The organism is Bacillus sp. jun7 (assembly GCF_051034795.1).
Classification (GTDB): Bacteria; Bacillota; Bacilli; order Bacillales; family Bacillaceae; genus Bacillus; species Bacillus velezensis.
Genome location: NZ_CP093219.1, coordinates 1194698 through 1208432, shown reverse-complemented (window position 1 = coordinate 1208432; position 13735 = coordinate 1194698). Strand labels below are relative to the sequence as shown.

19 protein-coding genes and 1 riboswitch are annotated in these 13735 nt (G+C 47.7%); of the genes, 13 read left to right on the top strand and 6 right to left on the bottom strand.

What is annotated here, in order from left to right; translation table 11 throughout:
- Nucleotides 1-10 precede the first annotated feature (10 nt).
- Nucleotides 11-119: riboswitch (TPP riboswitch) on the top strand.
- Between the two features lie 87 nt (nt 120-206).
- The 9 genes from tenA to MJQ52_RS05310 all read left to right on the top strand — a co-directional run bounded on the left by tenA (nt 207) and on the right by MJQ52_RS05310 (nt 7024).
- The gene (tenA, locus tag MJQ52_RS05350; protein WP_003155011.1) at nt 207-914 is read left to right on the top strand and encodes a thiaminase II; all 708 of its coding nucleotides are present in this window, start codon (nt 207-209) and stop codon (nt 912-914) included.
- On the top strand, nt 892-1509 hold the full coding sequence (gene tenI, locus MJQ52_RS05345; RefSeq protein ID WP_003155010.1) for a thiazole tautomerase TenI: 618 nt from the start codon (nt 892-894) through the stop codon (nt 1507-1509). The genes tenA and tenI overlap by 23 nt, the downstream gene beginning before the upstream one ends.
- Complete coding sequence (gene thiO / locus MJQ52_RS05340; protein ID WP_014304796.1) at nt 1493-2602, top strand: glycine oxidase ThiO; 1110 nt, start codon at nt 1493-1495, stop codon at nt 2600-2602. The genes tenI and thiO overlap by 17 nt, the downstream gene beginning before the upstream one ends.
- Nucleotides 2599-2802, top strand: a complete 204-nt coding sequence (gene thiS, locus MJQ52_RS05335) for a sulfur carrier protein ThiS (RefSeq protein ID WP_003155008.1) — start codon at nt 2599-2601, stop codon at nt 2800-2802. The genes thiO and thiS overlap by 4 nt, the downstream gene beginning before the upstream one ends.
- Nucleotides 2799-3569: a thiazole synthase gene (thiG, locus tag MJQ52_RS05330; RefSeq protein WP_088005363.1), complete on the top strand. Its 771-nt coding sequence runs from the start codon at nt 2799-2801 to the stop codon at nt 3567-3569. Before thiS ends, thiG begins: the two co-directional genes overlap by 4 nt.
- The gene (gene thiF, locus MJQ52_RS05325; RefSeq protein ID WP_003155005.1) at nt 3566-4576 is read left to right on the top strand and encodes a thiazole biosynthesis adenylyltransferase ThiF; all 1011 of its coding nucleotides are present in this window, start codon (nt 3566-3568) and stop codon (nt 4574-4576) included. The genes thiG and thiF overlap by 4 nt, the downstream gene beginning before the upstream one ends.
- Before the next feature lie 22 nt (nt 4577-4598).
- Nucleotides 4599-5411: a bifunctional hydroxymethylpyrimidine kinase/phosphomethylpyrimidine kinase gene (thiD, locus tag MJQ52_RS05320; protein ID WP_003155003.1), complete on the top strand. Its 813-nt coding sequence runs from the start codon at nt 4599-4601 to the stop codon at nt 5409-5411.
- Between the two features lie 130 nt (nt 5412-5541).
- A complete protein-coding gene (gene fabI, locus MJQ52_RS05315; RefSeq protein ID WP_003155001.1) occupies nt 5542-6318 on the top strand; it encodes an enoyl-ACP reductase FabI in 777 nt (258 codons plus the stop codon).
- Between the two features lie 97 nt (nt 6319-6415).
- Entirely contained in the window at nt 6416-7024 is a 609-nt protein-coding gene (locus MJQ52_RS05310; protein WP_024085133.1) for a CotO family spore coat protein, read from the top strand.
- A gap of 58 nt (nt 7025-7082) precedes the next feature.
- Here MJQ52_RS05310 and cotZ read toward each other — a convergent pair whose 3' ends face one another.
- From cotZ to MJQ52_RS05285, 5 genes are all read right to left on the bottom strand, one after another.
- The gene (gene cotZ, locus MJQ52_RS05305) at nt 7083-7526 is read right to left on the bottom strand and encodes a spore coat protein CotZ (protein ID WP_003154997.1); all 444 of its coding nucleotides are present in this window, start codon (nt 7524-7526) and stop codon (nt 7083-7085) included.
- 145 nt (nt 7527-7671) lie between these two features.
- A complete protein-coding gene (cotY, locus tag MJQ52_RS05300) occupies nt 7672-8154 on the bottom strand; it encodes a spore coat protein CotY (protein ID WP_265210073.1) in 483 nt (160 codons plus the stop codon).
- 150 nt (nt 8155-8304) lie between these two features.
- On the bottom strand, nt 8305-8805 hold the full coding sequence (locus MJQ52_RS05295) for a spore coat protein (protein ID WP_044802820.1): 501 nt from the start codon (nt 8803-8805) through the stop codon (nt 8305-8307).
- 92 nt (nt 8806-8897) lie between these two features.
- Nucleotides 8898-9212 (bottom strand): spore coat protein, encoded by a 315-nt coding sequence (locus MJQ52_RS05290; RefSeq protein WP_070081638.1) that lies wholly within the window; start codon nt 9210-9212, stop codon nt 8898-8900.
- A gap of 37 nt (nt 9213-9249) precedes the next feature.
- A complete protein-coding gene (locus MJQ52_RS05285; RefSeq protein WP_003154992.1) occupies nt 9250-9636 on the bottom strand; it encodes a spore coat protein in 387 nt (128 codons plus the stop codon).
- Nucleotides 9637-9806: 170 nt separating this feature from the next.
- On the opposite strand from MJQ52_RS05285, the gene MJQ52_RS05280 reads away from it, so the two are divergent.
- The 4 genes from MJQ52_RS05280 to MJQ52_RS05265 all read left to right on the top strand — a co-directional run bounded on the left by MJQ52_RS05280 (nt 9807) and on the right by MJQ52_RS05265 (nt 11323).
- Nucleotides 9807-10163 (top strand): DUF1360 domain-containing protein, encoded by a 357-nt coding sequence (locus MJQ52_RS05280; protein WP_015388440.1) that lies wholly within the window; start codon nt 9807-9809, stop codon nt 10161-10163.
- A gap of 287 nt (nt 10164-10450) precedes the next feature.
- Nucleotides 10451-10648 carry a hypothetical protein gene (locus tag MJQ52_RS05275; protein WP_003154990.1) on the top strand — a complete coding sequence of 66 codons (198 nt, stop codon included), beginning with the start codon at nt 10451-10453 and terminating at the stop codon, nt 10646-10648.
- A 92-nt stretch (nt 10649-10740) separates the two neighbouring features.
- Nucleotides 10741-10902 (top strand): YjcZ family sporulation protein, encoded by a 162-nt coding sequence (locus tag MJQ52_RS05270; protein ID WP_007610678.1) that lies wholly within the window; start codon nt 10741-10743, stop codon nt 10900-10902.
- Nucleotides 10903-11068: 166 nt separating this feature from the next.
- The gene (locus tag MJQ52_RS05265; protein WP_003154986.1) at nt 11069-11323 is read left to right on the top strand and encodes a stage VI sporulation protein F; all 255 of its coding nucleotides are present in this window, start codon (nt 11069-11071) and stop codon (nt 11321-11323) included.
- Nucleotides 11324-11391: 68 nt separating this feature from the next.
- Here MJQ52_RS05265 and MJQ52_RS05260 read toward each other — a convergent pair whose 3' ends face one another.
- Nucleotides 11392-13677 (bottom strand): ATP-dependent helicase, encoded by a 2286-nt coding sequence (locus tag MJQ52_RS05260; RefSeq protein ID WP_434181863.1) that lies wholly within the window; start codon nt 13675-13677, stop codon nt 11392-11394.
- Nucleotides 13678-13735 lie beyond the last annotated feature (58 nt).

The following is a 13735-nucleotide window of genomic DNA, read 5'->3' as shown; positions in this document are numbered from 1 at the left end:
TCATTAATCGTATGACCACTAGGGGTGTCCTTCATAAGGGCTGAGATAAAAGTGAGACTTTTAGACCCTCATAACTTGAACAGGTTCAGACCTGCGTAGGGAAGTGGAGCGGTATTTTTTTGGGGTTCCTTTTATCCATTTAAATTCCAAACCACTTTTCCGATGCGGGAAAGTGGTTTTTTTATTTTATCAGGGGGGAAGACATGATGACATTTTCTGAAGAATGCAGACAGGCGGCTGCCGAATGGTGGGACGGAAGTTTTGTTCATCCGTTTGTAACGGGAATCGGTGACGGAAGCCTGCCGATTGACCGTTTCAGCTATTACGTGCTGCAAGATTCCTACTATTTGACGCATTTTGCAAAAGTTCAGGCATTCGGCGCCGCATATGCCGAAGACTTGTTTACGACGGGCAGGATGGCGGGCCACGCTCAAGGGACATATGAAGCGGAAATGGCGCTGCACCGCGAGTTTACGGAGCTTTTAGGGATTACGGAAGAAGAGCGTGCGGCATTTAAACCGGCACCGACCGCCTATTCTTATACGTCTCATATGTACAGATCGGTGATGAGCGGCAATTTTGGAGAAATATTAGCTGCGCTTCTGCCCTGTTATTGGCTTTATTATGAAGTCGGCGAACACTTAAAAGAGTGCAAACCGGAGCATCCGATTTATGAAAAATGGATCGGTACATACGGCGGAGACTGGTTCAGACAGCAGGTCGAAGAACAGATCAGCCGTTTTGACGAGATTGCTGAAAACAGCACAGAGGAAATCCGCGCGAAAATGAAAGAGAATTTTGTGATTTCAAGCTATTATGAATATCAATTTTGGGGAATGGCTTATCAAAAAGAAGGCTGGTCCGAGAAGGACGGAAAAGAGGTGGAATCCTTTGGAGCTGCACGCGGTAACTGATAATCGCAAACCCGTTGCCGAGCTGGCCGAGGATATTCTATCGATTCAGCGCGAAGTGAGCTTTATCCATATCCGTGAGCGGGATAAAACAGCGGGAGAGATCATGCAGCTTTTGTCCCTTTTGAAAAAGGGCGGTGCGGATAAGGACAAATTGATCATCAATGACAGGGCGGATATCGCGCTTTTTGCCAACATACACCGTGTTCAGCTTCCGTCCCGCAGCTTTTCCGTAAAGCAGGTGCGAAGCAGATTTCCCCATCTTCATATCGGACGTTCGGTTCATTCGCTGGAAGAAGCCATCCAAGCTGAAAAGGAAGATGCGGATTATGTGGTGTTCGGCCATATATTTGAAACCGAATGTAAACAAGGACTTGAAGCAAGAGGCATCAGCCTGCTTTCAGAGATCAAACGCACGCTTTCCATCCCCGTTATCGCAATCGGCGGAATGACACTGCAGACGATCGGACACACAAAGCAGGCGAAGCCGGACGGAATTGCCGTCATGTCAGGCATTTTCTCAGCTGAAAATCCCGAGGAGGCGGCAAAACGGTATGCACGTGCGGTAAGGGAGGCCGATTATGAAGAAGCACTATGATACGGCGGTGATCGGCGGCGGAATTATCGGGTGTGCCATTTCTTATGAGCTGGCGAAGACGCAGCAGAACGTTGTCTTGTTTGAAGCCGGAGAAGTCGGCCGAAAAACGACAAGCGCTGCCGCGGGAATGCTGGGCGCTCATGCGGAATGTGAAAACCGGGATGCGTTTTTTAATTTTGCCATGCACAGTCAAAGGCTGTATGAAGCGGCGGGGCAAGAGCTTGAGGAAGCTAGCGGCATTGACATCAGGCGCCATAACGGCGGAATGCTTAAACTGGCGTATACCGAAGAAGATATCGCCCGTTTACGGAAGATGGATGATCTGCCTTCCGTCACTTGGCTTTCAGCGGAAGATGCCCTTGAAAAAGAGCCTTACGCTTCAAAAGACATTCTCGGCGCAAGTTTTATAAAAGACGATGTCCATGTCGAACCGTACTATGTTTGCAAAGCGTATGCAAAAGGAGCGCGGCGCTATGGCGCTGACATATGTGAGCATACACAAGTCACTTCCGTAAAACGGGTGAACGGAGAATATTGCATCACAACGTCCGGCGGGGATGTTTATGCTGACAAAGTCGCAGTTGCAAGCGGTGTATGGAGCGGCCGGTTTTTCAGCCGGCTCGGCTTGGGACAGCCTTTTTTTCCTGTGAAAGGAGAATGCCTTTCCGTGTGGAATGACGATACCCCGCTGACCAAAACCCTTTACCATGATCATTGTTATGTCGTCCCGAGAAAAAGCGGCCGGCTTGTCATCGGCGCCACGATGAAACAGGGCGACTGGAGCGATACGCCTGACATCGGAGGAATTGAGGCCGTCATTGCAAAAGCGAAAACCATGCTTCCCGCTATCGAACATATGAAAATAGACCGGTTTTGGGCGGGGCTCAGGCCGGGAACAAGAGACGGCAAGCCGTTTATCGGGCAACACCCTGAAGACAGCGGCATCATCTTCGCCGCCGGCCATTTTCGGAACGGCATCCTGTTGGCGCCGGCAACGGCTGAAATGGTGCGGGATATGATCATGGAAAGACAGATTAAACAGGAATGGGAAGAAGCGTTTCGAATCGATCGCAAGGAGGCTGTTCATATATGATCCTTCAGCTGAACGGAAAACAAATTGATTGGAATCGAAAAGAGGGGACGGTTCAGGATTTGCTTGAATCGTACCAGCTTGACCAAAGAATCGTAGTTGTGGAGAGAAATAAAGAAATCATTGAAAAAAAGAATTATGAAAATACAAGTTTGTGTGACCGCGATGTCATAGAAATTGTCCATTTTGTAGGAGGCGGATGAGGATGTTAACAATAGGCGGAAAACAGTTTCGGTCAAGATTGCTGTTAGGAACGGGAAAATATCCGAGTTTTGAGATTCAGAAAGAGGCGGTGGCCGTCTCGGAATCAGATATTTTAACCTTTGCGGTGCGGCGGATGAACATCTTTGAAGAGTCTCAGCCTAACTTTCTCGAACAGCTTGATTTGTCTAAATACACGCTTCTGCCGAATACGGCCGGCGCCGCAACGGCTGAAGAGGCGGTCCGAATCGCAAGGCTTGCCAAAGCTTCAGGGCTTTGTGACATGATAAAAGTAGAAGTCATCGGATGCAGCCGGTCACTTTTGCCTGATCCGGTTGAAACGCTGAAAGCATCAGAACAGCTGCTCGAAGAGGGATTTATCGTGCTTCCGTATACGTCGGATGATGTCGTGCTCGCAAGACGTCTTGAGGAGCTCGGGGTGCATGCCATTATGCCGGGCGCTTCGCCGATCGGTTCCGGTCAGGGAATTTTAAATCCGCTGAATCTTTCTTTTATCATTGAACAGGCGAAGGTGCCGGTCATTGTCGATGCCGGCGTCGGATCTTCAAAAGACGCCGCCTACGCGATGGAGCTCGGGGCTGACGGCGTGCTGTTAAATACCGCTGTGTCAGGCGCAGATGATCCGGTCAAAATGGCCAGGGCGATGAAGCTTGCCGTAGAAGCGGGCCGTCTTTCTTATGAAGCCGGGAGAATTCCGGTGAAAGATTACGGAACTGCAAGCAGTCCGCGAGACGGTCTTCCGGTATGACGGACAGATATTCCAGACAGGAGCTGTTTCAGCCGATCGGTCCCACCGGCCAAGAGAAGCTCCGGTCGTCTCATGCCGTGATTATCGGCGCGGGTGCGCTTGGGACGGCAAGTGCGGAGATGCTTGTCAGAGCAGGGGTCGGGAAGGTAACGATCGCTGACAGAGATTATGTGGAGTGGAGTAATCTCCAGCGCCAGCAGCTTTATACCGAAGACGATGTCAGACAGGAAATGCCGAAAGCCGCGGCGGCTGAAAAACGGCTTCGGTCTATAAATAGCGATGTAGAGGTCGAGGGATTTGTCATGGATGTCACTGCGGAAAACGCACCCGGATTGATTCGTGATGCCTCCCTCATCGTGGATGCCGCCGACAACTTTGAAACGAGGCTGATTGTGAATGATGCGGCTGTGCAGAAAGGAATTCCCTTTCTGTACGGCGCCTGTGTCGGCAGCTACGGGCTCTCTTTTACCGTCATTCCCGGTGTCACGCCATGCCTTCACTGTCTGCTTGAGACATTGCCTTTAGGCGGTATGACATGCGATACGGCGGGAATCATCAGCCCGGCTGTATTGCAGACGGCCGTTTTTCAGGCAGCAGATGCGCTGAAGCTGTTAACGGGCGGATCTATCGAGCATGTTCTCCGTTCCTTTGATTTATGGAAAAATGAACGGTCAGAAATAAACGTCGCCCGTCTTAAATCGGCTGATTGCCCAAGCTGCGGCACAAACGATTTTCCGTTTTTATCCTATGAAAATCAGACAAAAGCGGCGGTTCTGTGCGGGCGGAACACGGTGCAGATCAGAACGGGGATTTCCGAACAGTTTGATCTGCAAAATCTTGCGGGACAGCTCAGACGGGCAGGGCTTGATGTTTCAGCCAACCCGTATTTAATTTCGTTTTGCACAGACAATTTCAAGATGGTACTGTTTCGTGACGGCAGAGCATTAATACACGGCACAAGTGATATCAGCAGAGCGAAATCTTTTTATCATAAATGGATCGGATAATGTGAAAGGAGCGAAAAACATCATGAGCATATGCAAAGCATTGACGATTGCCGGATCAGATTCAGGAGGCGGCGCCGGTATACAGGCGGATCTCAAAACCTTTCAGGAGCTCGGCGTTTTCGGGATGTCAGCCCTTACAGCGGTAACCGCCCAGAACACGTTGGGCGTTCACGGCATTTATCCGCTCACCCGGGAGGCGCTGGGCAGCCAGATTGACGCGGTGGCGGAAGATTTGCGGCCTGATGCTGTAAAAACAGGAATGCTGTGGAGCGCGGAAATGATTGCGGAAATTGCGGAAAAAACGGATCAGTACGGGCTTGATCATCTCATCACCGATCCCGTCATGATTGCCAAAGGAGGCGCTTCCCTGCTGCGTGAGGAATCTCAGGCCGCGTTAAAAGAGCTGTTAATTCCGCGCAGCTATGCGGTGACGCCGAATGTTCCGGAAGCTGAGGTATTGACGGGGATGGAAATCCGCACGTTTGAGGACCGGAAAAAAGCGGCCGAACGCCTTTGCAAGCTTGGGGCAAAGCATGTCATCATAAAAGGCGGACATCAGCCTGAACAGGGGAGAATCGTTGATTTATTATTTGACGGTTCGTCTTTTACCCAAATCAGCCACGCTTATATTGACACGAAACACACCCACGGAACAGGCTGCACGTTCGCAGCCGCGCTGACGGCAGAAACGGCAAAGGGGAAAAACATTCAGACCGCGTTTGAGACAGCTGTCAATTTTGTGCGGGAAGCCGTGGAACATACACTCGGCATCGGAGCGGGACACGGCCCGACCAATCATTTTGCCTTTAAAAGGAACAGTCTGCAGACGAGATAAAAAAGAGACCGCTTCAACATCCGCGGTCTTTTTCCCATGCTTTCAATCTGGACAAGGTTATGATATGATAAAAATTAAGATCAGGTACTAAAACTATGTCTTTAAGACGATTACAGGAGGCTTTATACATATGAATTTCTCACTTGAAGGCCGCAACATCGTTGTGATGGGCGTTGCCAATAAACGCAGTATCGCATGGGGAATCGCCCGTTCGCTGCATGAAGCCGGAGCGCGCCTCATTTTCACTTACGCGGGAGAGCGCTTGGAAAAATCAGTTCATGACCTTGCGGCTACATTAGAAAGAAATGATTCCATCATCCTTCCGTGTGATGTGACAAATGACGCTGAGATCGAAACTTGCTTTGCAAGCATTAAAGAGCAGGTCGGCGTGATTCACGGCATCGCGCACTGCATCGCGTTCGCAAACAAAGAAGAGCTTGTCGGCGAATATTTAAATACGAACCGCGAAGGATTCCTGCTTGCGCATAACATCAGTTCTTACTCTCTGACAGCGGTCGCAAAAGCGGCGCGCCCGATTATGACTGAAGGCGGAAGCATCGTTACACTCACTTACCTCGGCGGAGAGCGCGTCGTTTCAAACTATAACGTAATGGGTGTGGCAAAAGCGTCTCTTGATGCGAGCGTGAGATATTTAGCCGCTGACTTAGGAAAAGAAAACATCCGCGTCAACAGCATTTCAGCAGGGCCGATCCGTACGCTGTCTGCAAAAGGAATCAGTGATTTCAACTCTATCCTGAAAGAAATTGAAGAGCGCGCGCCGCTGCGCCGCACGACAACACCTGAAGAAGTGGGCGACACGGCTGCATTCTTGTTCAGTGACCTGTCAAGAGGCATCACGGGCGAAAATCTTCATGTTGATTCAGGATTCCATATTACCGCACGTTAAATAACAAGCAGTCCCTTTCAGGGATTGCTTTTTTCTTTCTTCTGATTTTAATCATTCCGTCATATAAATAAAACATGACAGAATCGGAGGGATGAAGATGTCAAAACAAAACAGAAACGCGGAAAAAAAACCGCTCATGTATATTGTTCAGGCGGATTATTCAGACACGCAATCATCAATGCAGGACATATTAATCAAAAAAAGGAAAGCGCCGCAGCCGCCGGAAGAAGAGCCGATGCATGGAAAGCGGGAGGAAGAATGTAAAACTCAGCCTGAAGGAGCAGTGGCTGTCGAACCAGAAAAGCAAGTACCTGAACAGCACAGCCGCTCAGAAGAAGCCGTTCAAGAAGTTCCGGCGCAAGCGGAGCAGGACACTGCCAAGCCTGAAGCCGCTAAAAAAGAGCCTGAAGCCGCTGAAAAAGAGCCTGAAGCGGTTCACAATGCCGCCCCAGAGGAAAAGGTCCCGCCAAAGCGCGTGAAAAAGCCGATGAGCAGAATGTCCATTCTTGAAAAAATTGATTTCTTAACGAAGCTGCCGCATAATATGCCGCGGACCCTTTGTCTGATAGAAGCCAACGGGAAAACCTACAGAGGCGTAATCGTCGGAAGAAAAAATAATGCGATCTTCCTGCGGACGACAAGCAACGGAGCGCCGGCAGAACTCGCAATAGACGATATCACCTCGCTGCATCCGCTTGGATTTTAACCATACAAAAAGCTGCCTGAATTCTTTAATCCGGCAGCTTATTTTTATGCTTTTTGATTTAAGAATGTGTGCGGTTGATCAGTCTCGGGTTCAGGCAATTGATGGCGCAGAAGCTATGGAGATCGACTTCAACGCAATAGTTCGTTTTTTCTAAACGGAATACATCGCAGAGAGAGTCTTTATCTGTAAAATCAAGAATGTGCTTATGCTCGTCAAAAGCAATAAGCAGGCTTAATGTGGCACAGCCGTCACAGACCCTTTCAACTCTGAAAAAAACGGTGTTAAAACACGGACCGTTATCCAACTCGCCGACATTTCCGAATGCGGTAAACGGTGATGATTTAGAAGTGAAAAGTACAAACGGCACTGTATCGCCTAATGAAAAACCCGGCGATAAAAGGTTGGAATAGCATCCGGCCGGGCAATCTTCCTCGACCGCATTTTGCAGGTCTTCAATATTTTCTACCGCTTCACGCACACAGTATGTTGTATGCTTGCTCATAATATCCCTCCTGACTTCACGTTTTATATACCGGATTAAACGATATCGGAGAGTCAGCCGCCCGGAAGTCCGGGCGGGCTGATGATTGCATCTGTAATAGAAGGTTGGAAGGGGATTCTTCTTTAGGAAAGATGCGAATCAATGACTATCCGTGATGCTTTTTCTCTTTGTGCGGCTCAGGCCGGTCAACAAGCTCCGGTGAAAGGCATTGAATGGCGCTGAAGCAGCTCAGATCAACTTCAATGCAAAAATCTGTTTTTTCTAAACCGAAGAAATCCGGGTCACAAGGATGGCAGACGCTGAGGGTGTCGCCGTGCACATCTACGGGGCGCAATACTGAAAGCGTTGCGCAGCAATCACATAGTCTTTCTACACGAAAGAAAATGGACTCAAAGCACTGGCTGTCATCCGCAAATCCTCCGACGTTCCCGAATGTGGAGAACAATCCGCCTTTTTTATCAAATACGAGAAACGGAATGGTGTCTTTACCTGCAATCGTCGGGCTCAAAAGATTCGTATAGCATCCAGTCGGGCATTGTTCTTCAACAGCCTCTTGTTCTGCTAAAATCTTCTCGACTGCATCGCATACACAACTTTCATCTCGGCCATGGTGTTTTCCGCAGCTCATGGATTTCAGCTCCTTCTTTTAGGGTATTTGACTTTTGTCTTTAACAACATATGTACGCGAGCCTCACTTGGTGTGGGTGAACGTCTATATATTCATCATATGCGGAGAAAATAAGAAAAAGCAGAGCATTTTTAGCTCTGCTTTTTCTTTTTAGAGGACGAGGGTGATGACTAAGACAGCAATCAGTAAATTTGTGGCTGTTGAGATCAACACTGCGATATCGGCATCTACTGTTGTCACGTTTACGCCGCGGGAGTTTTCGATGAGCAGTTTTTGACGGTTGATTTGTTTGTTAGCTGTTAGCTGCAATAAGTCTTGTGCGACCAATTCGGCGATGACTCCGTCAGCAATTGAAGTGAGAGTGGCCGTTACGACTGCTGCATTAATCGCTGTCATGACTGAAGCGACTGCTTGAACGTCTGTTGACGTCACGTTAATATCACAAGAGTCTCTGATAATAATCGCTTCTTCAGAAACTTGTTTGTTGAGATTCGCCTGAGCCAGGTCTTGGTCAAGGAAGGCATTATCTTCGCCAAATCCATGTCCGTTACAGCAAACATTACATCTTCTTCCTTCTTTTTCTTCTTTTTCTTCTCGCGGATGTTCGCATTCAGGATCAAGTGCAACCCAAGAGTATGGTCTGCTTTCCATATCTATTCCTCCTTTTCTTTTACTATTATTAAATGAGCCGGCCTCTTATTTTGACTCAGGCATCTATCCTGATAAAAATCACTATTTTTTAGTTATTGACCGGGATTTTGGCGTCTTTGCCGGAGCTGTTCGATTAATTGTTCTCTGCGGGTTTGCGGATTTGTCTGCTGTTCTTGCGCTTTTTCCTGCTCTTTTTTCTGTTTCTGGCTTTCAAGAAAAGCTTCTGTTTTCGCCTGCATGTCTTTGACTAATGCGATCAGCATTTCTTTTTCTTCATCAGGGATATCCCGCATTTTATCCTTTGTCACGCCGTGTTTTTTGAAGACATTGCTGACAAGCACCTTTAAAAGCGGATCCACTTCTGGTAGATTTTCGAGTTCTTTTTTTAATTTTTCGTTATCTGCCATTTGTTCTCACCTCTATTTAAATATTTGAAAAGAAAGGTTAAAGGATGTCTAGTTCAGCAAAAAGTATATTTAATAATTGAAACAAAATTTGTACAAAGGCCATGATATCGTCTGCTGTCAGTGTGATTTTAATATTGCGGCTGTTCAGGACTTGAATGACGGTCCTCTTTTTTATTTGGCAATCATCCAGGATCAGCAGTTCGGTTGCGATTTGGTCGGCTGTGTCTTCATCTGCGATCGCGAGCTGTGTCGCGAGGATAATCGCCGTAGTAACTGAGGCTTGTATAGAAAGAGCGGCCGTTATATGTGTTGTATCTATTGTGACATTTTCGCAATCAATCACTTCGATCGTCTGCTCGAATTCGTTGGATAATTGTTCGTATATTTGCGGTTGCAGTGTTTCGACTTTTTCTTCAAACGACATAACCTTCACTCCTTTCTCATTCATACTCTATATAATGCAAATGAAACGCCGAGCGGAATAAGAAAAACAACTAAACCGCACCTATTTTTTTACCGGACAAGGTGCGATTCATGAAGATCAGGGTTTTCGCATATGTATAAAGAGGTCAAGTTTTGAAAAGGAGTGAACAGGTGGTTATCAATTGGCTTTCATTTATTCTGTTATCGTTTGCCGTTTTCCGGCTGGCCAGGCTTTTCGTATTTGACACCATTATGGCACCGCTTCGGAGCCTTTTTCACGAGGAAAAAACAGAAACCGCACCCGACGGCACGACAGAAACCTACATTGTCATAAAAGGAAAAGGCATCAGGGCATTTATCGGTGAACTTCTCAGCTGCTACTGGTGTACGGGCGTATGGTGCGCCGCCTTTTTAATTGCGGCGCAGATTGTGATCCCCGAGGCCGCGCAATGGCTGATTTTGCTGTTAGCCATAGCCGGCGCGGCCGGGATCATTGAAGCTGCGGTTTCTCGTCTTCTGCAGGAATAAGGCGGTTCCACCAGCAACTTACCGTCACTTTCGGCATAAACTGGCATATATGACATAAGGAAAGGAAGGATCACCATGAATCAATCAAGCAAACCTTCCCAACACTCTCCATACAAATCAACTGTGCATCAGCCTTACGAAAAAAAAAATTAAGAAAAAAGGCTGCGGCTGCGGCCAAAAGAAAAAACCGAAATAGCCGTTTTCTAAAAAACCGGAGCTTCCGGTTTTTTTGTTTTTTGCCGAACGCCGGCCTCTGTCCGGCATAGATCATAGGAGGAGGGGATGTTATGAATATATTTGAATCATTCATAAACGGTAAATACCGCCGGCACAATCAAAATCAGCGGGAGCATGACAACTATATCTTATCTATTGAAAAACAGCTGTCTGAGTTTGATGAAGCGGGATCGCGCTTTGAGGAATGGATAGATGTGTTTGCCGCCGAAACAGAAGCGAAATTGAAGAAAAATGAGCATTCTCAATAAAATGAAATGAAATCCGCACCGGCCCTATGCATTTATCCAAGCCAAACAAGTCGGCTCACATAGAGTATAGAGAGTAAAGGAGGTGCTTAGATATGGGATTCGGATATGGCGGATTCGGCGGCGGCTACGGCGGTTATGGCGGCTGCGGCGGATACGGAGGCGGCTATGTCGGAGGCGGCTACGGCTCAACATTTGTTCTTGTTGTCGTATTGTTCATCCTTCTGATCATTGTCGGTGCATCCTTTTTTGGCTAAACCTTAGCAAGACCTTGGATAAGCGCGGGACCGTTCAGTCCCGTGCTTCCCTGATGTATGAAGGAGTATAGAGACGGGGCACTCGGAATTTTTTCCTTGTCTTACGGGCACATGTTCCGCTCTTTATTCATACAATATCGTATTACTCCACAAAAGGAGGCACACCATGGATAATCAATTTTTCAAAAATATTGAGAAGAAAACAGGCGTCAGCATGAAGGATGTCATGAACCTTGCAGGATCATTGCAAAATGCCAATTTCAAAGATGAAAACACGGTGAGAGGCGTCATTCAGAAGGTGTCCCAGCTGGCTAACAAGCGTGTTCCGAAAGAATTGGAAGATAAAATCGTTCAATCTATTACAAGCGGTAAAGAGAAACTTGATTTTGGCACCATTTCTAAAATGTTGAACAATAAATAGGCGTCAGCCGGCCTTGCTAAAAAGGCCTTTTTATGTGAGAAAAACCCGGCAGATCACTGCCGGGTTCTTTATATCCTGAGTGCGCTCCGTCTGTCCGTCCGAAGAAGGGGCTCGAGAAATCTTGAGCTGCGCGCTGTTTTTCCCCGCCTGTACGCGGGACAAGATACATATAAATGCTGCATGGCCCTTGTCATTGCGACATACAGAAGCCGTCTTTCTTCTTCGAGCGGAGCGGGATCGCCCTGTCTCGCCGTCTCAAGCGCGAAGTCATGGGGGATCGAGCCGTCAGCCGCGCCTAAAATATAGACCGTATTGAATTCAAGACCTTTAGAGCGGTGAATGGTCAGCAGTTCGACGCCGTTTTCATCGGTTTTCAGATTCTCAGCGGCGCGCATATGATCGACATGCGCAAGAAAATCGGGAATGGTTTTGAATTTTTTGGCGGCCACTTTGACATCCCTGAGATCATCAGAGCCTTTTTCCAGTTTGTTTCCCTCATTGCCCCGTTTTTTTAAATACTCGGAAAAACCCATTTTGCTTTCTGCAAAGGTGATGGCTTCAACCGGCTTCATTGTCCGGATGCTTGCGAAAAACGGAACGATCTGCTTGATCTTCCCTATTTGAAAAGGCTTCAGGTCAGGCAGTTTCGTCAGTGCCTTAATCATCGTGCAATCTTCCGTGATTGACAGCGCCTTTAACGTTTGCAGGGCGGATTGCTTTAAAAATAAGGCGGGCAGCAGGTCTTTCACCGCATCCGTATCATCTTCATTCTGACTCGCATATAAGTAGGCGAGGATCTGGCGTACGATTCTGCGGCTGTAGAACGTCTGCACGCCACGGTCGGCATGATAAGGAATCGATGATTGGTGCAGTCTTTCATAAATGGCCCGTCCGGCGCTGTTTGTCCGGTAAAGCACGGCGAAATCGTCAGGGCTCGCCCCGTTTTGAATCTTCTCTTTCATATCCGAAACGATCATGGTCGCTTCTTCTTCTTCATCGTAAGGATAAAATATCACGGGATTGTGAACGCCGTCTTTGACGGCAGAAAGTATTTTTTCATACCGTTTTTTATTTTTCTTTACGACGGCATGAGCGCTTGAGACGATCGGATGCGGCGAGCGGTAATTTGCCGTTAAGTAAATGGTCTTTGCTGCCGGATAATCCTTTTGAAAATCAAGAATGAAAGACGGGCTGCTGCCGCGGAACGCATAAATGGATTGGTCGTCATCACCCACGCAGCACAGGTTATTCTCCGGGCTTGCGATCATTTGCATAATGTTGTACTGGACAGGATTAATATCTTGAAACTCATCAATCAAAATATGAGAAAATCTGTTTTGGTACTGCGCGAGAATATCAGGCCGGCTTTGAAACAGTTCATAACAGCCTTGGGCCATGTCATCAAAATCAAATTGCCGTTTTTCCCGCTTCTGCCGTTCGTAATGTTCGTAGAGCCGGTACACTTTTTTCTCCCAGTCGTCCGCAAGCGGAATGGTCTCATGGGGGAGATACGTGTTTTTCCAGCAGCCGATAAGCTGTAGCGCCTGGTCGACGGGAAACTCTTTTTCATCCAAATTTTCTTCATAAAGCGCCTTTTTCACATATTGCTCTTTTTGCCACTCCATTTTTAAAAGCTGGCTGCCGTTCCATTTTGAAGAATCATAATGATAGAGTATTTTATAGAAAAAACTGTGGAATGTTCCGGTCACGAGACGGGAGACTTTTCCGGCTGCCAGCCCGTACTCATTCGCCATCCGCTCTTTCATTTCGGCGACGGCTTTTGTCGTAAAGGTCACAAGCAGCATATTCTCAGGTGAAATGCCGAGGTGTTCAATCATATGGGCGGCGCGGGCTGTCAGCACCCTCGTTTTTCCGCTTCCCGCTCCGGCGAGCACCAGCAGGGGCCCGTCCGTTTCAGTAACTGCCTTCATCTGTTCGCGGTTCAGGCCGATGCCGGGGAACAAAGATGTATCAGCCGCCTCGGATGTTGGTGAAAACGGTTCGGCCCCAGGCACTTTTTTCGGGCTTTTCCATTCTGAGACGATAGGTTTCGGATTCTCTGAAATCGCTTTTCCTTTCGGCAGGCGGAACATGCCTGCCTCCTTATACTCTTCTTTTTCTTTCTCCGCTTGTGGTTCCTCGGCCGCGCATGCTTTTTCACAGGCGATGAAGTCTCCCTTTTGCCGATGATAAAATGCCGGCTGTTCTAAAATCGAAAGCCGCATCAAGACGGGCTGGTCACAATGTGCGCAAAAAATATTTCCTTTCTGAGCTTCTTCAAAAAGGAATTGGTAATGTTCTCTAGAATATGTATGTAAATGTATCGTTCGGTTATTCAGTCGGGCGCATTTCAAAAAGGGGTCCTCCCATTAAAAGGTGTTCATCCATTTGATAGACAAAGAATATCATAAC